Origin of the sequence: Proteus alimentorum (assembly GCF_002607735.1) — a bacterium.
GTDB classification, from domain to species: Bacteria; Pseudomonadota; Gammaproteobacteria; order Enterobacterales; family Enterobacteriaceae; genus Proteus; species Proteus alimentorum.
Genome location: NZ_NBVR01000013.1, coordinates 87,303 through 108,023, shown reverse-complemented (window position 1 = coordinate 108,023; position 20,721 = coordinate 87,303). Strand labels below are relative to the sequence as shown.

Here is a 20,721-nt window from a genome sequence, read left to right as displayed (position 1 = left end):
GTCTTTTTGAGAAATAAATTAAGCAATTTTATTGTGTTATGAGTGAGACATACTGATCAATCACTTCATCAATATCAAATTTTTGATACATCTCTGGTGTGATTTTAGGTGGCGTAAAATAAATCAATCGCATTTTTTCTGCTAACGATTCGGCATTTAGCTCCGCTTTATAAGATGCAAGTTCACCTTCCATAATCTCACCAATACCACCGGGGCAATTGGTACTAACAATGGGTGTATTACAAATCAAGGATTCAACTAATACATTACCTAAACCTTCGCTGTCTGAACTTAACACAACCGCTTTTGCGTCTTTAATAACAGCAAAGGGGTTTGATAAAAAACCAATTAAACTCACTTTATCTTCTAAATTAAGCGCTGCTATTTTATTTTTAATTTTAGTTGTTACTTCAGAAGAGCCTTGCCCTGCAATAAATAATTTACAAGGTAAATCCGCTAACGCAAATGCTTCTAACAACCTGTCATGCCGTTTAACTTCATGAAAACGACCAATATGCAATAAATAGTCTTGCCCCTGATAAGAGTTATTTTCTAGCGCGAGATTTCTAATTTCTTGAATATCGAATGGATTATAAATTGTTTTTAATTGTTGTGGCGAGATCCCCACATTTTGGATCAAATCCTGTCCAGCCGCATTGGAAACCGTAATAATATTTTTCCCTTGGTATACTTTTTGGATCTTCTTTTGCTTTAACCAACGAGAAAAACCGGTCTTATTACCTAAATAAGATTGGGAAAAGATACCATGAATACAATACCACGTATTTTTATCAGCCAGCTCTTTCGATAAAGCAACAATCCTATCAGTCTTATGCAAATTTGAAACAACAAGTGATGGAGCACCTTTACGCGCAAATAGTGATTTCAACGTGTTATCCATCGATTTTGCTCGGCGTTTCAGTTCAGTTTGTCGATGAAACAACCCACGGTAACTATCTGCATCAATCAATAACTCAATATTAGCGGGAATAGAATAATCACACTTTTCGGCTAAAGAGAGTAACGTAACAGCATAACCACGCTGGCTTAAACCATGACATAACCTAATAGTGACATTTTCAGCACCACCACCGGGTAATCCATCGATAATAAAAAGGATATGTTCCTTCATAAACTAAGAACCTTTTGGTAAAGCCCAATCAATTGTTGAGATAAATGCTCTGGCGTATAAGGCAGTATCTTATTTCGGGCAGCTTTAGACATCTTATTATCAAGATTATCGGCAGAAATTGTTTCTATTGCACTGACCATTGCTGAAATATCTAGCGCATCCGTGACAAAACCATTAACACCTTGCTCAATAAATTCAGAGCCACCGCAAGTATCACTGGTGATAACCGGTAAACCACATGCCATAGCCTCTAAAATAACATTAGGGAAAGGATCATATAACGTGGGTAACAGTAAGCCATCTGCCATTTGATATAAAGGTAAGGTCTCTTTTTGCATACCTAAAAAATGAACGCGATCATGGCTTTTTAATTGATGAGCGAGTTGTTGATACTTTTTCTGCTCTTTATCTTGTCCAACAACCATTAAGTGCGCATGAGTACAACTAATCGCTTCAATAGCCGCTTTTAAGCCTTTACGCTCAAACCCAGAACCGACATAAATAAAGCATTTTGCTTCAATAGGAATATGGTATTGTTGACGCAATTGCTCACGATACAGCACTGTCGCTGGGAAAAATCGTTGGTTATCAATAGCATTATAAATTACGCTAATGCGCTCACTCTCAACACCAAAATCTTCCATCACTTCACGCTTTACCATCTCTGAATTACAAATAACCCGTTTCAGCTCTGGAGCTTGATACATCTCTTTTTCAGCATTCATTACATAGCGGTGATAGCAGCTATTAAGCAATAATTTGCTACGCAATGGACTTAAAACACGAGAACGCTGTAATAGCCAGCGGCGATGTACACCATCACCCGCGCGATAAATATCACATCCTGCTATACGCTCATGACTTTGTACTAAATCGAATTTTTCTTTTTGCCAACATTGTCTTGCTGCTTGAGCAAAGCCTTTTTCACGGCTAATTCGCCCCCATTTTATGGGATTAACCAGATGAATATGCCATTGTGGTTGTACCGCGCCAACCCAAGAACGTGTAATAACATTAAGTTCTACGGCTTGATTATCTAATGCCTCAAGTGCTCTAGAAACAAATCGTTCAGCACCACCATCAGGTCGATATTTTTGACGCACTATAGCCAATCGGAATGAATTCATTTTAGTTGTCCTCTTACGGCATTTAGTACATCTTCAACAGGAATTAAGCTTAAATAACGCGTTTGTGTGTTGGTATTGACATCATCAGGATCAGGGAGTTCACCATAATTTCCTGCCCACAACACTTCGCCAATATGTTCCCACGGTGACCAATGAAATAATTTTGATGGCCCAAAAAGTGCAACAAGTGGTGTTTTAAGCGCGGCAGCCATATGCATAGGTACAGAATCAACCCCAATAAATAAGCGAGCATTATCAATTAACGCAGCAAGTTGAGGTAAAGAGAGTTGTCCCGATAATGACACCACACTGTTTGAAGTACACCCTTCAATAATGGTCTCCACCATCTCTTTTTCACGAAGATCAGGCCCTGAAGTTAAAACGATTTGATGTCCATCTTGCTGTAAGGCATCGATTAATTCAGTCCATTTACTTTCATCCCAACATTTAAAAAACCAACGAGATGTAGGTTGAATAACAATATAACGACCTAATACTTTATGTGCTTTTAATTTTTCGGTAACAATATGTTTATCTTGATGACTATATGTCATGGAGACTTGAGTATCCATTTGAGGCAATTGTAACGGTTGCAAAAGCGCTAAATTTTGCTCAACAATATGTTGAGTATCAACGGAGCCTAAAGGGATCAAATGGGTAAAACATTTTTTCCAAAAAGGGCTTTGACGTTTATAAATATCATACCCAATACGTATTTTAGCTCCCGTTAAACACGTTATGATCGCGCTATTCCATTGATCTGCTAAGTTTATAACAACATCATATTGACGATTTCTAAGGTTAGCTAACAGTTGCCATTCATAACGTAATCTTGCCACTTTTCCTTCTTTTTTCCATGCTTTATCTAGCACAAAAATACGGTGGATAGCAGAAAAATTCTCAATCATTGGCATTGTTTCTTTATTAATTAAAACATCCACCTCAGCATTTGGAAAATTCGCTTTTAATGTATTAATAACAGGGGTAATCAACAAAGTATCACCATGATGTCGTAACTTAATAATAAGAACCCGTTGTATTAACTTCATTTTTTCACTCATAACATTCCAAATGAACGTAAATAATTAATAATATGATTTGATTATAAAAAAAATTCTATCAAGTTTCCTGAATAAAGCCTGTTAAAATTAATAAAAAAACATTATACCGCGTTGTTTATCGTCACAACGTTTGTTTTTACACACTTTCTCCTACACAGTGTGATACTATAAGCGTTCGTCCAGATAAGTGAATTTGATAGCATGTTGTTGCGTTTATATCAGGTACTTCTTTACCTTATTCAACCTCTGATTTGGTTGCGTCTTTTATTACGCAGCCGTAAAGCACCCGCCTACCGTAAACGGTGGGGAGAGCGCTATGGCTTTTGCAAAGGCAAAGTCGTGCCTCAAGGGATATTATTACATTCCGTTTCTGTCGGTGAAACACTTGCCGCAGTCCCACTTGTTCGCGCCCTTCGCCATCACTATCCTGATTTGCCTATAACGGTCACGACAATGACACCAACAGGCTCTGAACGTGTTCGTTCTGCATTTGGTGATGATGTTTACCATGTCTATCTTCCTTATGATTTACCGGGTTCAGTTAATCGTTTTCTTAAAACGGTTGACCCTAAATTGGTGATCATTATGGAAACCGAACTGTGGCCTAATCTAATTTCAAAGCTACATCACCGAAAAATCCCATTGATTATCGCTAATGCTCGTTTATCAGAACGCTCTGCGGCCGGATATCAAAAATTAGGCAGTTTTGTCAAAACGATGCTCCAAAAAATCACCTTAATTGCTGCTCAAAATCAGGAAGATGGTGAGCGTTTTATCGAGTTAGGGCTTAAACGTTCGCATTTACATATAACGGGTAGCCTAAAATTTGATATCTCTGTCACCCCAGAATTAGCCGCCAGAGCCGTTGCTTTACGCCGTCAATGGGCTGCTCACCGCCCAGTTTGGATTGCAACAAGTACCCATGAGGGTGAAGAAAGCATTATTTTAGAGACACATAAAAAGCTACTAACACAATTTCCTCAGCTTTTATTAATTTTAGTGCCTCGACATCCAGAGCGTTTTCCTAAAGCCGAACAGTTAACACGCGAGGCGGGGTTAAAATATACCTTACGAAGCACCGATGCTGTGCCTGATGCACAAACTCAGGTCGTTATTGGCGATACCATGGGCGAGCTGATGTTACTTTATGGTATTGCTGATCTGGCCTTTGTGGGAGGGAGTTTGGTTGAGCGTGGTGGTCATAATCCTTTAGAAGCCGCCGCACACGCTATCCCCGTGATTATGGGACCTTATACTTTTAATTTTAAAAATATCTGTGCCAAGCTTGATCAAGCTGAAGGGTTAATTACCGTTACAGACAGTGGATCCATGGCAACGGCGATTGCCTCACTGCTTAATGATGAAGATTATCGTCGTTACTATGGTCGCCATGCTGTTGAAGTGCTTCATGAAAATCAAGGAGCACTACTGCGTTTGCTTACCTTACTTTCACCTTATCTTCCCCCTCGGAGTCACTAATGAGCCAAAGTAAGCGCCTTTCTGTGGTGATGATCAGTAAAAATGTCGCTGATGTCATTGGCGAGTGCTTAGACTCTGTACAATGGGCTGATGAAATCATTGTCTTGGATTCAGGTAGCCAAGATAACACCTGTCATATTGCCAAAGAAAAAGGGGCTAAAGTCTTTATCAATAGTGAATGGCCAGGATTTGGTAAACAGCGTCAACTGGCGCAACAATATGCCACTGGCGATTATATTTTTATGATTGATAGTGATGAACGCGTCACTCCTAAACTAAAAAACAGTATCCTCGCGATATTGCAACAACCTGAAGAAAATGTGGTTTATAACTGTGCTCGCCGTAATTTATTTATGGGACGGTTTATGAAACACAGTGGTTGGTATCCAGATAAAGTGACTCGTTTATATGCTCGTGAACGTTATCAATATAATAATAATTTGGTTCATGAATCGTTAGAAACCCAAGGTGCAACAATTAAAACATTGCAAGGTGATCTCTTACATCTTACTTGCCGTGATTTAATGGAGTTTCAGCAAAAACAGCTAAAATATGCCACCGAATGGGCAAAAGAGCGCCATCAGCAAGGTAAAAAAGCCAGTTTTAGCTCAATATTAAGCCATACAGTAGGTGCTTTTTTTAAAACGTGGTTGTTAAGAACGGGTTTTTTAGACGGAAAACAGGGGTTAATACTGGCATTTGTTAACGCACAGTATACCTTTAATAAATATGCCTCTTTATGGGAACTCAACCAGAAGACGATCAATCATGAAAAATAAAGCTATCTACCCCGGAACCTTTGATCCTATCACTTATGGTCATATTGATATTTTAACCCGTGCGGCAGGTATGTTTGATACGGTTTTATTAGCGATTGCTGATAGTGCTCGTAAAAATCCGATGTTCACCTTAGAAGAGCGGGTTAATTTAGCAAGAGAGGTAACGAGTCATTTACCGAATGTTGAAGTGGTGGGATTTAGTGAGTTAATGGCTAATTTTGCCAAAAAACAACAAGCAACCATTTTAATTCGGGGTGTCCGCTCTGTTTCTGATTTTGAATATGAATGGCAACTTGCCAATATGAACCGTCATTTTGCACCGGATCTTGATAGTGTGTTTTTGCTCCCCTCTCAAAATCTTTCATTTGTCTCTTCATCTTTAATTAAAGATGTGGCGCGCCATGACGGTGATGTCTCTACATTTTTACCTGAAGTTGTCACCACCGCCATGCTAAAAAAACTCGGTAAAATTTAGTTCTCATTGTCACCATGTTGGCAATGTCGGCAGAAAAATGTGCTACGTTGCCCTTGTTTGATACTTTCTATCGGTTGCCCACAGATCAAGCAAGGTTTGTCTTTACGACCATAAACAAAGAGCTCTTGCGCAAAATAACCAGGCTTACCATCTGATTGCAGAAAATCTTTAAGTGTTGTCCCCCCTTGCTCAATAGAGCGCGTTAATACTCGCTTAATCGCGGTTACCAGCACAGTACACTCTTCTGTCGTTAAACTATTGGCTTTTCTATCTGGCATAATACCTGATGAAAAGAGTGCCTCATTTGCATAAATATTGCCGACACCAACCACTAATTTATTATCCATTAACCACGGTTTTATCGCCGTCTTTTTATTTTTGGACTGTTGATAGAGATATTCAGCATTAAATTCATCAGAAAGTGGTTCAGGCCCTAAATGGGCTAATACAGAACTGGTGGCTAAATCTTCACACCATAGCCACGCACCAAAGCGTCGAGGATCGGTATAACGCAGTACCTTGCCATCACGAAAAACCAAATCGATATGATCATGTTTCTCTTCAGGTTGTTCCTCTAATAATATACGAACACTCCCTGACATCCCTAAATGAATAATGATCCATCCTGTATTAAGCTCGACTAGCAGATATTTAGCCCGTCGCTTTACGCTTAAGATAGGCTCATCCAGTAAGGTTTTTATTTTTTCTGAGACAGGCCAGCGTAATTTGCTGTTGCGCACAATGGCGTAGTGCAACACATTGCCGACAAGATGAGGCTCAATACCTCGGCGACTGGTTTCGACTTCCGGTAATTCAGGCACAGATGGCTCCATGATTATCAGATAAGAGATACAGCGATAAACCGCATTTTATTGTATGATCGCCACTCTATTAAAAGTATAAAGGATGATGGCAGATTATTATGATGGTGTTTAAAGACTATAGTAAAAAGTCCCTGTGGAATTTATCCATTATCGGGCTTTACATTATATTGATCTACTTACCAGATATCACTCGTTATAAGAATATTGTGATGGGCTTGATTGGTGCAACCGCACTGTGGTATCTGGTACGTGATTTTAAGGCTATCTGTAAAATCTTTAAAAATAACCTGTCATTCTCTCTGCTATTTTTATTATTGGTGATTGGCTATTCCATCGTAATTTCTGTCGAGCCCAGTATCAGTATAAAAGAGATTAATAAACCCATTTTAAATGGCTTACTGCTTTTTGCGGTAACTTTCCCGATTGTATTATATAAAGAAAAACCTGCCGATATTGCCAAGATGGTGATGGTGGCTTTTGCGATTGGGTTATTGGTGATTATGGCAAAGGAGTTAGTGCAGTATTATTTAGAATATCAAAAAAATATTTGGGCCTTCACGAGAAAAAGTCAGTTAATTCATAGAGAAATATCTTACGCCCTTCTCTTTTTCTTTCCCATTGTGTTAGCTTTATGGGCTTTAAAAAAACAAAATTCCATCATTAATTGGCTATTACTCGCCACTGTTAGTTTAACATTTATTTTTATTATGTTAGGAACCTTAGCACGCGGTGCATGGATGGCATTAGCAATTAGTACATTACTTATCTTAGTTATTAATCGCCAATGGTTACTAATGATAATAAGTGCGTTAACCTGCGCTCTATTATTTATTGGTGCGATAAATTTACCGACAAATCCTGTTGTCAGCAAATTTCTTCAACATAAATTAACACAAACCAATAGTGGATTACGTTTTGATAATGGTACTCAAGGTGCAGCTCTAGACCTTATTTTAGAACAACCGATAAAAGGTTATGGCTATGGTAATCAGCTTTACCATAATATTTATAATGAACGTATTAAAGAACATAAAAATTGGATATTTAAAAAATCCATTGGCCCCCATAATATCTTTTTAGCCTTTTGGTTTGCTGGTGGTATTTTAGGCCTATTCAGTATTCTTTACTTCTGCTCTTCAATAATTGCACAAGGCATTCAGCTAATAAGAAAAAACCAAGGTATTATTCGCCAAGCGGCTTTAGTGTTATTGATGTCATTTTTAGGGGTGTATGTACTGCGGGGATTATTTGAAAATGCCTATATCAATCAAGTGGGTATTTTGGTGGGGTTAATGTTGGCGTTGCGTCATGCTTTACTCAATAATCAATTAGCAACACCGCCAGATAAACAGCAATAGATCACTGAATTAACGTCTCTATTGTCTTTAAAATAACCTCAGCCCGTTTATCCCAGTTGTAATAGTTTTCAACTAATGAGCGGGCATGGGCTGTTTTTTCGCTTGCTCGTTGTGGATTATCTCTTAACTGTATTATCTGTTTTGCAAAACTTTGCGCATCACCACTATCGGCAAAACTTACCGCTTTTTCATCTACAACATCACGAATTGAAGGAAAATCTGAAATCACCACAGGTTTTTCCATCGCCATATACTCAAATAACTTGAGTGGTGAAGTATAACGGCTTCCAATACTAGTTAACGTAAGCGGGAGTACACAGATATCATGCTGGGCAATCGCTTCAAAGCGTTTTTTCGGATCAATAAATCCCAAAAAATTGACCTTATCTTTTACGTCCATTTCTTGCGCTAATAAGGTTAATCCCCCAATCTGCTCCGGCGTTCCCCCTGCGATATTCAATCTTGCATTATCAAGGTATTTCATTGCTCGCATCATGGTAGGAATACCTTTCCATTTATGCAAACTTCCCAAATAGAGCACGTCTGTAATGGATTGATTTAATTTAAGAGGTGCTGCCTGATGATCCGCTACAGCATGTAGATCCACACCATCAGGAACAATGGTTATTGGTGTAGTAACTTGATATTGCGAAACAATATCATCTCTGAGTAATGAAGTAAGAACAAAAATACCCGTCGCTTGACTATAAACCAACTTCTCCATTTTTAATAACTTATGATATTTCGCACGATTCTTTTTTTTCTCAAATGAATGAGACTCTGCAAAAGATTGCGCAAATATTTCATGGCTTTCAAAAAAGAGGGGAATTTCTGGATAATTTTCACAAAGATAACAAGCCAGTTTTAAATTACGGGTAAACAACGCATCAACATTATTTTGCTTAACCCAGCGAGCTATTTGTAATGAAAAAAGTTTTTGTGAATTAAATGGAAAATACCATTTACGTCGGATATCTCTTAAGGAAACTAAACTTGCATTAGCATGGATTGAACGACCTAATATATCACTATCTCGATACTGCCCTTTTGGCGTGACTAAAGTGACATGTGCACCAGCTCTGGCAAAAGCATCGACATTTTGCAATATTTGCAATGAAGCAACTCGTAAGTCAGGAACGGGGTAAGGATCAAGATAGGCAATCTTCATTATTATGACGCCAATGCCTGTAATAATCGTTGCGCAGAATGTTGCCAAGTATAACGTGTTTCTATACGTAAACGTGCATTCTCGCCCATTGCTTTTCCTCTATCGGGTAATTGGCGAAGATGATTAATTGCCATCACAATTTCATCTGCATTACCAGAAGCGACCAATAACCCCGCAGTGCCCTCATTACCTACCACTTCAGGAATACCCCCGATATGGCTCGCAATAACCGGTTTGGCGCACGCCATTGCTTCTGCAATCGTAATACCAAATGCTTCATCCCCAGTACTTGGGAAAATGCCTGCATCGCTGGCTGCATAAAACTCAGGTAATTGATTATGCTCAACGGGTTGATGAAAAATGACTTGTTCTGCAATACCTTTCGCCACCGCTTTACTCTTCAATCGCTCTAAATCATCACCAGCACCGATAATCAAAAGCTTAACATCTTCACCTTTTAACTGTTCTATAGCATCGATTGCGAAATTCAAGCCTTTCCAACCCACTAATCGACCTGCAAATGAGAGTAAAAAAGTGGATTCGCCTATTCCTAATTGCTCACGTAATGAGGTGGTCATCGGCTTAAATTTTTCAATATCCACACCATTATAAATCACACTAGGGAATTGCTTAAAATGATGCTGGATTTGCCAAGCATTAAAATGACTACATGCTACCCATGCTGAGATTTTCTTACCTAACCGGCGATCACCTTTAAAAAAACTGGTGCCGCCACTCATATAACAAAAACGCGTTGAGGATGATTTAGGCATCATAGAAGGCCAAAAAAAATCAAAAGGCTTCGTCAAAATAACCCAATCAAAATTTTGGCTGATCACCTCTTTTTTGGCATGTCGAGCAAAAGTGTAGCGCTCAACAATACGACGAAAACGCCCACCAAGATCAATCACTTTATCTCTTGGCGTATAAGGGTAAGTGTGAACCTGTATTTGGCGTCCTGCCAGATTGTGTCGGATATCGCCATTGCCACCATAAAGATGAACTTCATGCCCAGCATCATGCAATTGCTTAGCCAGTTCCCAAACCGCTGTTTGGATCCCGCCATAAGACATGGTGATTGTGACATCAATTATACCGATCTTCATGGATTACTTTTTCACCTTCATTCCATCAATGATATTACGCACTGCATTCCGCACTTCTTCGACTGATATTTCAGCCATATTGTCTTCACGGCGGGCATTTTCCAACGATGTTGGATGTTGGATAACCTGACAACAAGAATGTTGTAATGGTGCCAAATAACATCCTGGGTGATAGCTATGATATAACGCCACCATTGGGATATCTAAAGCGCCAGCTAAATGTGTGGGTCCTGTATCTACCCCAACATAAAGCGATAAATTCGCCATAATTGCCGCATTTTGTCGCATTGAAACTTGACCCGCTAAGGCTAAACAATGCTCCTCACCGATTTTTTTAGCTAAATCAATGGATAATTGTTCACTTTCCTTACTACCTAATAGCAAAAAGTACGTACTCGCGTCATGGGTAATAATCTGTTTTGCTAATTGCAGAAAATTTTCCACAGGCCAATCCCTATAGGCCTTAGCCGGAAAACTTTGCAGTTGGAAACCAATAATATTCTTATTAATTAATGAATTATCTTTTAAAAACTGTTGTGCAAAACTCGCTTCTTCATCACTGATAAAGTAACGTAATTGCCAACAACTCGGATAAATCCCTAATGCATTAATTAATAAGGCGCGCTCTTTTTGTGCAACCATCGGCGCCTTAGGACGCTCAACCCAAGTCACATTACCTTGCTGCTGAGAAATATCAGCAAAAGCAACAGTATGCTGAGATTGGCGACGAGCATAGTTCACCAGCCCACTATCATTGCCATATACTAGCGCTAAATCATAAGGCTTATGAGGTAACCAACCCGACCAAACAGCACTTTTTTTAGAAAAATGTTTAATGCAACCAATATCAGGATTATGCTCAAGAATACATGCGCTACGCTTATGTGCAAATACATGAATACGAGCATTGGGCCAGCGCTGTTTTAGGGCATGAATAACGGGGGTGATAAGTAATGTATCACCAAAACGCGCTACCGCTATAACCAATATATTTTTTGGATCCATATGCTTTTTATTTGGCTTAAATGATACATTTACTTCTCAGACTATACACTAAAAAGTATTACAAATATTCATCAATAAGATGAATACACCAAGTTGATAATAGAGATAATCGTTTCACGACTTTATTATCAACACTAATCATACTGATTTATTTTTATCGTTGATTGCCTGAATAAAGATCCTTTCCATCTTATCTAACATATTATCTAAACCAAATCGTGAAACAGCATGTTCAAACGCTGCTTTTCCCATCTGTTCACGCAATTTATCTGAGCTCATTAATTTAGCTAAATGATTTGTTAATTGTTCTTGTATTTGTGGTGCTAATGTAAAGCCTGTTTTACCATCAATAACAGCTTCGCTAATCGCGCCAACCGTCGTTGACACGACAGGTAAACCACATGCCATCGCCTGCATAATACCTTGCGGTACACCTTCATTACCAAAAGACGGTAACGCAAAGAGATCCATCGCATTTAAGCAATCAGGCACATCATTACGATTACCAAGAAAGAAGATGCTTTGTTCTAATCCCGCCTCTTTCACCATGGGTTCTAAATTTTTACGTTGAGGTCCATCACCAACAAAAATTAATTGCCAATCAGGAAATTGCTGATGCAATGATTTCCATGCTTCTACTAAATATTTATGTCCTTTCCACACTCGCATTGTCGCCACAATACCTAATGTCGGTTTATTCGGTATTCCTATTCTTTCTCTTGCTTGTTGTTTGTCTTGTGGGAAAAAACGTTGTAAATCAATTCCTGTAGGAACTGATGTCATTTTTTCTAATGGAAATTTATTATGCTGATGGAGTGTCTGGCGTAATTTTTCACCCGTTGTCACAACATGAGCACTGGATGAAAGATAAAGCCATTGTGTTGGTAATGAACGTGAAACATCAGTAGAAACATGACGCGTTCGAACAATCACGGGAGAATGGCGTAATGTGGCACAAGAAACAGCAACTAACCATGCGTCAGTTGAGCTATGAGTATTGATAACATCAAATTGATGACGATGTAATTTCAGCCATTGACGAAGTGCTTTTAATGCTGAACCGCGTTTTTTTTCAATGGGTAATGTGAAAACTTCAATACCATAATCAGGTGCTGCTTTCGCAATTTTGGATGTAGGACAACACACTAATGCCACACGGTGTCCTCTGCGGATCATACCTTGAGATTCCGTCAGTATACGAATTTCCTGACCACCCCACCCACAAGATGATTCTGTATGTAATATTGATAATACTGACTTACTCATCCGCAATCCATTTATCTGATGATTTAAAAAGAGCCATAGTATAACTAAAGAGCAAGTGAAGATCACAATAGCTTTACTTTGTTATACTTAGCGGACTCCAGATAACAAAAAACCCGACACTAAGGTCGGGTTTTTTAAGAAAACTAAAATTATTTAATTTTAGCTTCTTTATAAAGCACATGTTGACGAACAACTGGATCGAATTTTTTCATTTCCAGTTTTTCTGGCATAGTGCGTTTGTTCTTCGTAGTGGTATAGAAGTGACCTGTACCAGCAGAAGAAACGAGTTTAATTTTCTCGCGAATACCTTTAGCCATTTTTCAGCTCCTTAGAACTTCTCACCACGGGCACGTAAATCTGCTAATACAGATTCGATGCCTTTCTTATCAATCACACGCATACCTTTAGCAGATACACGCAGAGTTACGAAACGTTTCTCAGACTCAACCCAGAAACGGTGAGAGTGCAGGTTTGGCAGAAAACGGCGTTTAGTCGCGTTTAATGCGTGAGAGCGGTTGTTTCCACTCACAGGACGCTTGCCGGTAACTTGGCAGACTCGGGACATGTCTATTCTCCAAAAATCTAATCAGCTCGAGCTTTAATATCAGGTTTGACCGCCTCGTCAGGCTTTGGAGCCCATCTCAGCAACTTTTAACGATTGAAAAACTGTGTAAACACCTCAGAAAAAACTTGCTGAGATAGGCTCTTCTCGCCAAACCCAAGATCCTCAAAGGTGGCGTAGTATACGCCCAATGGCCTCAACGCTCAAGACCCGTACAAATAAAGATTGACAATAATTACAAAAATATTTGCTATAACCAACCTCGTTCTGCGAAAGAAACACAATTATCATGCCCTATCACAAGGTGATCGGGTACATTTACACCCACTAATTGGCAAGCAGTAAAAATTTTTTCAGTCAATTGTTTATCTGCAAGGCTTGGTTCTGAATGACCAGAAGGATGATTATGAGCAAGAATGATAGATGTTGCATTCTTTTTTATCGATTCACGAACAATTTCTCTCGGATGCACTTCAACACGATTAATTGTGCCCTTAAACATCTCTTCAAATGCAATCAACTGATTTTGATTATCAAGAAAAAGTACCACAAATACTTCTCGATCTCGCCAATGAAGCAATTTTTGTAAGTAATGCTTTGTGTCTTCAGAAGAAGAAAGGACATTTTTATACATAAATTGTGTTGTAGAAAAACGCTGTGCCATTTCATTGATAGCTTGCAACTGGGTAAACTTTCCCACACCAACACCTTTAAAACGCCCTAATGTTTCATAATCAGCATTAATAACGTGATAAAGAGAACCACACTCTTTAAGTAAAAAAGCTGCCAATTCTAATACCGATTTTTCATAAGTGCCGGTGCGTAAAAAAAGTGCCAATAACTCAATGTCAGTGAGTGATCCCACGCCATAAAGTAATAATTTTTCTCTAGGTAAAAGTTCACTAATCGATTGATTTTCCATCCGTGGACTCCTTAATAAGTAAAGGCCGTGGTATTAATGATCTATTTTATTTATTCACATCAGCATTAAGATTTAGGTGAAGCATCACTCATCATTAAATGCCAACCGCAAAACAACTGTTGTTTTATACAGTTAATTTACTATAAACTGCTAATCTTGTATAAAAAAGACACACATCAAATTTATGCGAGACAAATCGCAAAAATTTAATATATAAAACATGTGGTTACATAGAATTCCGAATTCACGATTACCTTGTGGTAAAATTACGGACAATTATTTATGTACTTAGGCATTTCATCATGACTACACTTCACGACAAAAAGATTATTCTTGGTATCAGTGGTGGTATTGCGGCCTATAAAGCACCTGAACTTGTACGCCGTTTACGTGATAAAGGCGCAATTGTGCGAGTTGTAATGACACCCGCTGCTCATGCATTTGTGACACCTTTGTCACTACAAGCTGTTTCTGGTTTTCCTGTTGCTGATGATTTACTTGATCCGGCAGCAGAGGCCGCTATGGGGCATATTGAATTAGGCAAATGGGCTGATTTAATTATACTCGCACCCGCTACTGCCGATCTTATTGCGCGTTTACGAGTGGGTATGGCAAATGATTTACTTACCACGCTCTGTTTAGCGAGTAGCGCACCTATCGCTATTGCACCTGCAATGAATCAGCAAATGTACAGAGCCACAATTACACAAGAAAATTTATCCGCTTTAGAGCGACGTGGCTGTTTAATTTGGGGACCTGACTCTGGTAGTCAAGCTTGTGGTGATGTAGGACCTGGGCGAATGTTAGATCCTCTCGCACTCGTCGCATTAGCCGAAAAACAACTTGCTTTACAGTCACAAGATTTTGCAGGTAAAAAAATTACGATAACCGCAGGACCTACTCGTGAAGCCTTAGATCCCGTGCGTTTTATCAGTAATCATAGCTCAGGAAAAATGGGGTTTGCGATTGCACACGCAGCCGCATTACGTGGCGCTGAGGTCACGCTTATCGCGGGGCCTGTCACATTACCGACACCCGCTTGTGTTAAACGTATTGATGTTGAAAGCGCACAAGAAATGCATGAACAGGTGATGTTAATCGCACCTTCACAAGATATTTTTATTGGTTGTGCGGCTGTTGCCGATTACCGCGCTAAACTTATCGCGACTGAAAAAATAAAAAAACAAGGTGATGAAGTCACCATCACTATGGTAAAAAACCCCGACATTGTCGCGAGTGTCGGAAAAATGGTTGAACACCGCCCTTTTGTTGTTGGATTTGCAGCCGAAACCCAGAATGTGGAAGAATATGCCCGCAAAAAACGAGAACAAAAGCAGCTCGATTTAATCTGTGCCAATGATGTTTCAGTAGAAAATCAAGGCTTTAACAGTGACAACAATGCATTACACCTTATTTGGGCTAATGGAGAAACGCGCTTACCACACAGTAGTAAAGCACAACTTAGCCATCGCCTACTTGACGAGATAGCCAAACATTATGATGAAAAAAATTGATGTTAAAATCCTTGATGCACGTATTGGTCAAGAATATCCACTTCCTGCTTATGCCACAACAGGCTCTGCTGGTTTAGATTTACGCGCTTGCCTTGATGCACCATTGGTTCTTGAACCGGGGCAAACCGAATTATTACCTACAGGTCTTGCGGTACATATTGCCGATGAAGGATTAGCAGCAATGGTGCTTCCTCGTTCAGGTTTAGGTCATAAACACGGTGTTGTATTGGGTAACTTAGTTGGACTGATTGATTCTGACTACCAAGGTCAACTGATGGTGTCAGTCTGGAATCGCGGTCAAACCGCATTCACCATCGAACCGGGTGAGCGTATTGCTCAAATGATTATCGTACCCGTCGTTCAAGCTGAATTTAATATTGTTGAAGATTTTACCGCAACGGAACGTGGTAGCGGTGGCTTTGGTCACTCCGGCCGCCAATAACAAAGACGTCTTGCATTAATTATATCAATGACGATATCACTCCCTTTGCACTAAAAACCTGAGTGCAAAGGTTTACTGATTTGTTTTGCTTTTAGCAGGGGCCTTATCAGTCATGGCTGAAGAAAAAGAAACCAAAAAGAAAAGAAATAGACGGGATGAAATCTTACAGTCACTTGCCCAAATGTTGGAATCAAGTGACGGTAGTCAGCGCATCACAACGGCGAAACTTGCCGCAACTGTTGGTGTATCTGAAGCCGCGCTCTATCGACATTTTCCCAGTAAAACCAAAATGTTTGATAGCTTAATTGAGTTTATTGAAGATAGCTTAGTCTCTCGTATTAATTTGATTTTAAAAGACGAAAAAGACACTGTTGCAAGAATTCGCTTAATTCTTATCTTGATCCTCGGTTTTGCTGAGAAAAACCCGGGGCTATCTCGTATTTTGACGGGTCATGCATTGATGTTTGAACAAGACAGATTGCAAGGACGAATCAATCAACTCTATGAGCGCATTGAGGTTCAACTACGACAAGTCATTAAAGAGCGTAAAATTCGTGAAGGTAGTGCTTTCTTACATGATGAAGCGTTGCTTGCTTCACAACTACTCGCTTTTTGTGAAGGTATGCTAGCGCGCTTTGTACGCACAGAATTTCGCTATCAACCCACTCAAGAATTTGAAGCCCGCTGGCCATTAATTTTGGCGCAGTTACAATGAAATGATGGACTCGTGATTTAACTCAACAATTTGAAATTTACAGATATGCCGTTTTTTTCTTATTTGTGTTAACATGCGTCCTCTGGTACAGAGTTACCTAAATATATTTATCAGGAATGGCACTCGTGCAGTTCCTACATTGTGGCATTAGCGACTCGCTTTGCCCCTGCTGTAAAAGTCCTTTTTATATTTCAATATCTGTGATAATTGTCGCAGAAGATTCATTGTACTACTCACCCCGCCCATAATTGGGCGAGGGCTTTTTTTTATCTATAATCGACCAACTTGTTTATCGCGTATTAACTTTATTAATTCACACCATAGCGCTCACGATAAGCTTTAACTGCAGGTAAATGCTCAGACAGAGTCTCGCTCTCACTGAGGTAACTAATTAAATCATCCAAAGTAATAATCGAATACACTTGGCATTGATAGTCACGTTTTAACTCTTGTATTGCAGAAAGTTCTTCTCGCCCTTTCTCTTGTCTATCCAAACTTAATAACACGGCAGAAAGCGTTGCATCATGCTGTTTGATGATTTCCATTGATTCACGAATTGCAGTGCCTGCTGTAATGACATCATCAACAATCACAACATTACCTTTCAATGGGCTTCCTACTAATGTTCCTCCCTCACCATGATCTTTAGCCTCTTTGCGATTAAAACAGTAAGGGATATCGATATCATGATGTTCAACCAATGCGACTGCCGTTGTGGTTGCAATAGGGATCCCTTTATAAGCGGGTCCAAACAGCACATCACAAGACACATTATTATCTAATAATGTTTGCGCATAGAACTGCCCCAGTAAAGCCAAATCACGCCCAGTATTAAATAAACCGGCATTAAAAAAATAAGGACTCACCCTTCCTGATTTCAGTGTGAACTCACCAAATTTCAGGACATTTTTTGCTAATGCTAGTTCGATAAAGCGGCGTTGGTAGGCTTTCATTTCTTTCTCCTCTCTACGTTACTTGATGACAAATTTTAGGTATAAAAAAGGCGACTTCTCAGTCGCCTTATAAAAATAAAATTTATTGCTTAAGCGCCTCTTTTTGCGCTTCAAATATTTTTTCTAACCCCCCTTTTGCAAGGGCGAGTAAAGCAAGTAATTCTTCATGGCTAAATGGTGCACCTTCTGCCGTACCTTGAACCTCGATCATACGACCATCATCGATCATCACCACATTCATATCTGTTTCTGCGGCAGAATCTTCAACATATTCAAGATCGCATAATGGCTCACCATCAACAATGCCCACAGATACAGCTGCAACCATTGATTTAAGAGGGTTCTTTTTCAGTTTACCTTCTTCAACCATTTTATTTAAAGCATCAACTAATGCGACGCAAGCACCAGAGATAGAGGCTGTACGTGTACCGCCATCTGCCTGAATAACATCACAGTCAACCGTGATGGTAAATTCACCTAATGCTTTTAAATCAACCGCAGCACGTAATGAGCGTGCAATTAAGCGCTGAATTTCCATAGTGCGACCCGTTTGTTTACCACGAGCCGCTTCACGTGCATTACGACTATTTGTTGCGCGAGGAAGCATGCCGTATTCTGCGGTCACCCATCCTTGCCCTTGTCCTTTCAGAAAACGTGGTACACCCTCTTCTACAGTGGCATTACACAAGACTTTAGTATCACCAAATTCGACTAATACAGAACCTTCAGCATGTTTTGTATAGTGGCGAGTAATGGTAATAGGGCGTACTTGGTTTGCTTGTCTGTCTGCTGGACGCATGGTGTTATCTCCGCTTTCTCTGACATATTGGGGGCGCATTATACGACCTAAAATGGCTTATGCCTATCCTTGTATTGATGCATAGGGTTATAATCGTATCATCTTTTACATTATTGAGACCCTATTATGATCCGTAGCATGACCGCTTTTGCTCGCCGAGACATTAAAAAAGACTGGGGTAGCGCTGCATGGGAACTGCGTTCCGTAAACCAACGCTACCTTGAAACTTATATTCGTTTACCTGAGCAATTACGTAGTTTAGAGCCTGTTATTCGTGAACGTCTACGTAATCGCTTAACGCGCGGAAAAATTGAATGTAACTTGCGTTTTGATCTTAATGCTCGCTTTCAAGGCGAACTTAACCTTGACGAAAATCTCGCAAAACAACTGATTGTTTCTGCCAATTGGGTAAAAAGCCACAGCCATGAAGGTACTATCAGTCCTTTTGATATTTTACGTTGGCCGGGTGTCATTTCAGCACAAGAGCAAGACTTAGATGCCATTGGCACAGAGCTTTTAGCTGAATTAGATCTCGCAATCGATGCATTTATTGCTAGCCGTGAAGCTGAAGGACAAGCCCTTAAAGCACTTATTGAGCAACGTTTAGATGCGGTTAGCGCAGAAGTGGTTAAAGTCAGAGCTCAAATGCCAGAGATCTTACAATGGCAACGCGAACGCTTAACCAGCAAATTAGAAGAAGCACAAGTTCAAATTGATAATAATCGTTTAGAACAAGAGTTAGTGATGTTAGCACAACGCTTAGACGTTGCTGAAGAGCTGGATAGATTAGAAGCTCACGTTAAGGAAACGCGCAAAATCCTCGTTAAAAAAGAAGCGGTAGGCCGCCGTCTTGATTTTATGATGCAAGAGTTTAATCGTGAATCGAATACATTAGCGTCAAAATCAATTAATACTGAAGTCACCAATTCAGCTATTGAATTAAAAGTTTTAATTGAACAAATGCGTGAGCAGATCCAAAATATTGAGTAAGATTTCTTAGCGGTTTACAGCCCATCATTAAGCCAGCCGATACCTTGTATTTGCTGGCTTTTATCAAGAATAAAATTTAACATTCTCTTTAATAAATGAAAATCACTCACCCAACGCCTTTCGAATAAATCCTTTATTTTTATTAAGCATTTGTGTCGCTTGCTGTGCACCCACACCTGCTAAGATCATCAAAATCGCCGTTTTACAGTGACGCTGACATTGTGACAATGCCTCTTCAGCAACCGCTCTTTCGCACTCAGTGGCTTGCATGACAATACGAATTTGGCGTTCAACCAGTTTGGCGTTAGTGGCTTCAACATCCACCATTAAATTGCCAAATACCTTACCCATTTTTATCATCGCACCCGTAGTTATCATATTTAAGATAAGCTTTTGTGCTGTGCCCGCTTTCATTCGTGATGATCCTGTGACCACCTCGGCTCCCACAATCGGTGTAATAGCAATATCCGCAATTTGTGCAATAGGGCTTTCAGGATTGCAACTAATTGCCCCCGTTGTAGCCCCTAATGATTTTGCATAATTTAAAGCACCAATGACATAAGGGGTTCTACCACTTGCAGCAATCCCCACTAATACATCTTTTTCATTAAAATTAAGTTGGCGTAAATCTTGTTCACCAAGTTCTTGGTTATCCTCTGCATTCTCGACAGCTTGTAAAATAGCCTTGTGTCCACCCGCAATTAAACCAATCACCATTTCATGAGGTGTTCCATAGGTTGGTGGGCATTCACTGGCATCTAGAATACCTAATCGTCCCGATGTACCTGCTCCGCAATAAATAAGGCGACCACCTTGCGAAAAAGCAATTGCAACTTTATCAACTAATTGAGCAATTTCAGGTAACGTTTTCTCGACTGCTAATGGCACTTTTTTATCTTCATTATTAATGACTTTTAGCATGTCTAATGTTGAAAGTGTGTCTATATTTTCACTGTTGTGATTTCTACTTTCAGTGACAAGATTGCTAAGGTCAATCGCCATTACCGCTCTCCCAGGATTGTTATTTATTTGATTAAGCCGAAG

The 20,721-nt window shown here is 39.6% G+C and carries 22 protein-coding genes; 8 read left to right on the top strand and 14 right to left on the bottom strand.

The genetic code is table 11. The annotated features are described in order from the left end of the window. Positions 1-28: 28 nt before the first annotated feature. Genes B6258_RS02340 through rfaQ form a run of 3 tightly spaced genes read right to left on the bottom strand, consistent with a single transcriptional unit; the run spans position 29 to position 3,320 of the window. The gene (locus B6258_RS02340) at positions 29-1,132 is read right to left on the bottom strand and encodes a glycosyltransferase (RefSeq protein WP_099073926.1); all 1,104 of its coding nucleotides are present in this window, start codon (positions 1,130-1,132) and stop codon (positions 29-31) included. After that, positions 1,129-2,259, bottom strand: a complete 1,131-nt coding sequence (locus B6258_RS02335; RefSeq protein ID WP_099073925.1) for a glycosyltransferase family 4 protein — start codon at positions 2,257-2,259, stop codon at positions 1,129-1,131. Before B6258_RS02335 ends, B6258_RS02340 begins: the two co-directional genes overlap by 4 nt. Further along, positions 2,256-3,320 (bottom strand): putative lipopolysaccharide heptosyltransferase III, encoded by a 1,065-nt coding sequence (gene rfaQ, locus B6258_RS02330; protein ID WP_099073924.1) that lies wholly within the window; start codon positions 3,318-3,320, stop codon positions 2,256-2,258. The genes B6258_RS02335 and rfaQ overlap by 4 nt, the downstream gene beginning before the upstream one ends. A gap of 201 nt (positions 3,321-3,521) precedes the next feature. On the opposite strand from rfaQ, the gene waaA reads away from it, so the two are divergent. Genes waaA through coaD form a run of 3 tightly spaced genes read left to right on the top strand, consistent with a single transcriptional unit; the run spans position 3,522 to position 6,053 of the window. Beyond that, entirely contained in the window at positions 3,522-4,799 is a 1,278-nt protein-coding gene (waaA, locus tag B6258_RS02325) for a lipid IV(A) 3-deoxy-D-manno-octulosonic acid transferase (RefSeq protein ID WP_099073923.1), read from the top strand. Next, complete coding sequence (locus tag B6258_RS02320) at positions 4,799-5,578, top strand: glycosyltransferase family 2 protein (RefSeq protein ID WP_099073922.1); 780 nt, start codon at positions 4,799-4,801, stop codon at positions 5,576-5,578. The genes waaA and B6258_RS02320 overlap by 1 nt, the downstream gene beginning before the upstream one ends. Then, positions 5,568-6,053, top strand: coding sequence for a pantetheine-phosphate adenylyltransferase (gene coaD, locus B6258_RS02315; protein WP_099073921.1), 486 nt, complete (start codon positions 5,568-5,570; stop codon positions 6,051-6,053). Before B6258_RS02320 ends, coaD begins: the two co-directional genes overlap by 11 nt. Here the strand turns inward: coaD and mutM are convergent. Then, positions 6,050-6,874: a bifunctional DNA-formamidopyrimidine glycosylase/DNA-(apurinic or apyrimidinic site) lyase gene (gene mutM, locus B6258_RS02310; protein ID WP_099073920.1), complete on the bottom strand. Its 825-nt coding sequence runs from the start codon at positions 6,872-6,874 to the stop codon at positions 6,050-6,052. The two genes, coaD and mutM, sit on opposite strands and share 4 nt — an antisense overlap. 101 nt (positions 6,875-6,975) lie before the next feature. Between mutM and rfaL the strand changes: the two genes are divergently transcribed. Further along, positions 6,976-8,235, top strand: a complete 1,260-nt coding sequence (rfaL, locus tag B6258_RS02305; RefSeq protein ID WP_099073919.1) for an O-antigen ligase RfaL — start codon at positions 6,976-6,978, stop codon at positions 8,233-8,235. 1 nt (position 8,236) lies between these two features. On the opposite strand, the gene B6258_RS02300 is transcribed toward rfaL, so the two are convergent. The 7 genes from B6258_RS02300 to radC all read right to left on the bottom strand — a co-directional run bounded on the left by B6258_RS02300 (position 8,237) and on the right by radC (position 14,264). Beyond that, positions 8,237-9,406 carry a glycosyltransferase family 4 protein gene (locus B6258_RS02300; RefSeq protein WP_099073993.1) on the bottom strand — a complete coding sequence of 390 codons (1,170 nt, stop codon included), beginning with the start codon at positions 9,404-9,406 and terminating at the stop codon, positions 8,237-8,239. After that, the gene (locus tag B6258_RS02295) at positions 9,406-10,509 is read right to left on the bottom strand and encodes a glycosyltransferase family 4 protein (protein ID WP_099073918.1); all 1,104 of its coding nucleotides are present in this window, start codon (positions 10,507-10,509) and stop codon (positions 9,406-9,408) included. Before B6258_RS02295 ends, B6258_RS02300 begins: the two co-directional genes overlap by 1 nt. Positions 10,510-10,512: 3 nt before the next feature. After that, positions 10,513-11,514, bottom strand: a complete 1,002-nt coding sequence (locus B6258_RS02290; RefSeq protein ID WP_099073917.1) for a glycosyltransferase family 9 protein — start codon at positions 11,512-11,514, stop codon at positions 10,513-10,515. Between the two features lie 138 nt (positions 11,515-11,652). Continuing rightward, a complete protein-coding gene (locus tag B6258_RS02285; RefSeq protein ID WP_099073916.1) occupies positions 11,653-12,780 on the bottom strand; it encodes a glycosyltransferase family 4 protein in 1,128 nt (375 codons plus the stop codon). Positions 12,781-12,929: 149 nt separating this feature from the next. Then, the gene (rpmG, locus tag B6258_RS02280; protein WP_006534250.1) at positions 12,930-13,097 is read right to left on the bottom strand and encodes a 50S ribosomal protein L33; all 168 of its coding nucleotides are present in this window, start codon (positions 13,095-13,097) and stop codon (positions 12,930-12,932) included. Positions 13,098-13,108: 11 nt separating this feature from the next. Then, positions 13,109-13,345, bottom strand: a complete 237-nt coding sequence (gene rpmB, locus B6258_RS02275) for a 50S ribosomal protein L28 (protein ID WP_036914542.1) — start codon at positions 13,343-13,345, stop codon at positions 13,109-13,111. Between the two features lie 247 nt (positions 13,346-13,592). Then, positions 13,593-14,264, bottom strand: coding sequence for a RadC family protein (gene radC / locus B6258_RS02265; protein WP_099073915.1), 672 nt, complete (start codon positions 14,262-14,264; stop codon positions 13,593-13,595). Between the two features lie 302 nt (positions 14,265-14,566). Between radC and coaBC the strand changes: the two genes are divergently transcribed. The 3 genes from coaBC to slmA all read left to right on the top strand — a co-directional run bounded on the left by coaBC (position 14,567) and on the right by slmA (position 16,935). Beyond that, on the top strand, positions 14,567-15,778 hold the full coding sequence (coaBC, locus tag B6258_RS02260) for a bifunctional phosphopantothenoylcysteine decarboxylase/phosphopantothenate--cysteine ligase CoaBC (RefSeq protein ID WP_099073914.1): 1,212 nt from the start codon (positions 14,567-14,569) through the stop codon (positions 15,776-15,778). Then, positions 15,762-16,220 carry a dUTP diphosphatase gene (gene dut, locus B6258_RS02255; protein ID WP_006534255.1) on the top strand — a complete coding sequence of 153 codons (459 nt, stop codon included), beginning with the start codon at positions 15,762-15,764 and terminating at the stop codon, positions 16,218-16,220. The genes coaBC and dut overlap by 17 nt, the downstream gene beginning before the upstream one ends. A gap of 112 nt (positions 16,221-16,332) precedes the next feature. Next, entirely contained in the window at positions 16,333-16,935 is a 603-nt protein-coding gene (gene slmA, locus B6258_RS02250; RefSeq protein WP_099073913.1) for a nucleoid occlusion factor SlmA, read from the top strand. 308 nt (positions 16,936-17,243) lie between these two features. Here slmA and pyrE read toward each other — a convergent pair whose 3' ends face one another. Next, positions 17,244-17,888, bottom strand: a complete 645-nt coding sequence (pyrE, locus tag B6258_RS02245; RefSeq protein WP_099073912.1) for an orotate phosphoribosyltransferase — start codon at positions 17,886-17,888, stop codon at positions 17,244-17,246. A gap of 82 nt (positions 17,889-17,970) precedes the next feature. After that, on the bottom strand, positions 17,971-18,687 hold the full coding sequence (gene rph, locus B6258_RS02240) for a ribonuclease PH (RefSeq protein ID WP_099073911.1): 717 nt from the start codon (positions 18,685-18,687) through the stop codon (positions 17,971-17,973). Between the two features lie 126 nt (positions 18,688-18,813). Here rph and B6258_RS02235 point away from each other — a divergent pair, with 126 nt between their 5' ends. Beyond that, positions 18,814-19,677 carry a YicC/YloC family endoribonuclease gene (locus B6258_RS02235; RefSeq protein WP_099073910.1) on the top strand — a complete coding sequence of 288 codons (864 nt, stop codon included), beginning with the start codon at positions 18,814-18,816 and terminating at the stop codon, positions 19,675-19,677. 102 nt (positions 19,678-19,779) lie between these two features. Here the strand turns inward: B6258_RS02235 and murQ are convergent, their stop codons facing one another. Next, positions 19,780-20,679 carry an N-acetylmuramic acid 6-phosphate etherase gene (gene murQ / locus B6258_RS02230; protein WP_099073909.1) on the bottom strand — a complete coding sequence of 300 codons (900 nt, stop codon included), beginning with the start codon at positions 20,677-20,679 and terminating at the stop codon, positions 19,780-19,782. Positions 20,680-20,721: the final 42 nt, after the last annotated feature.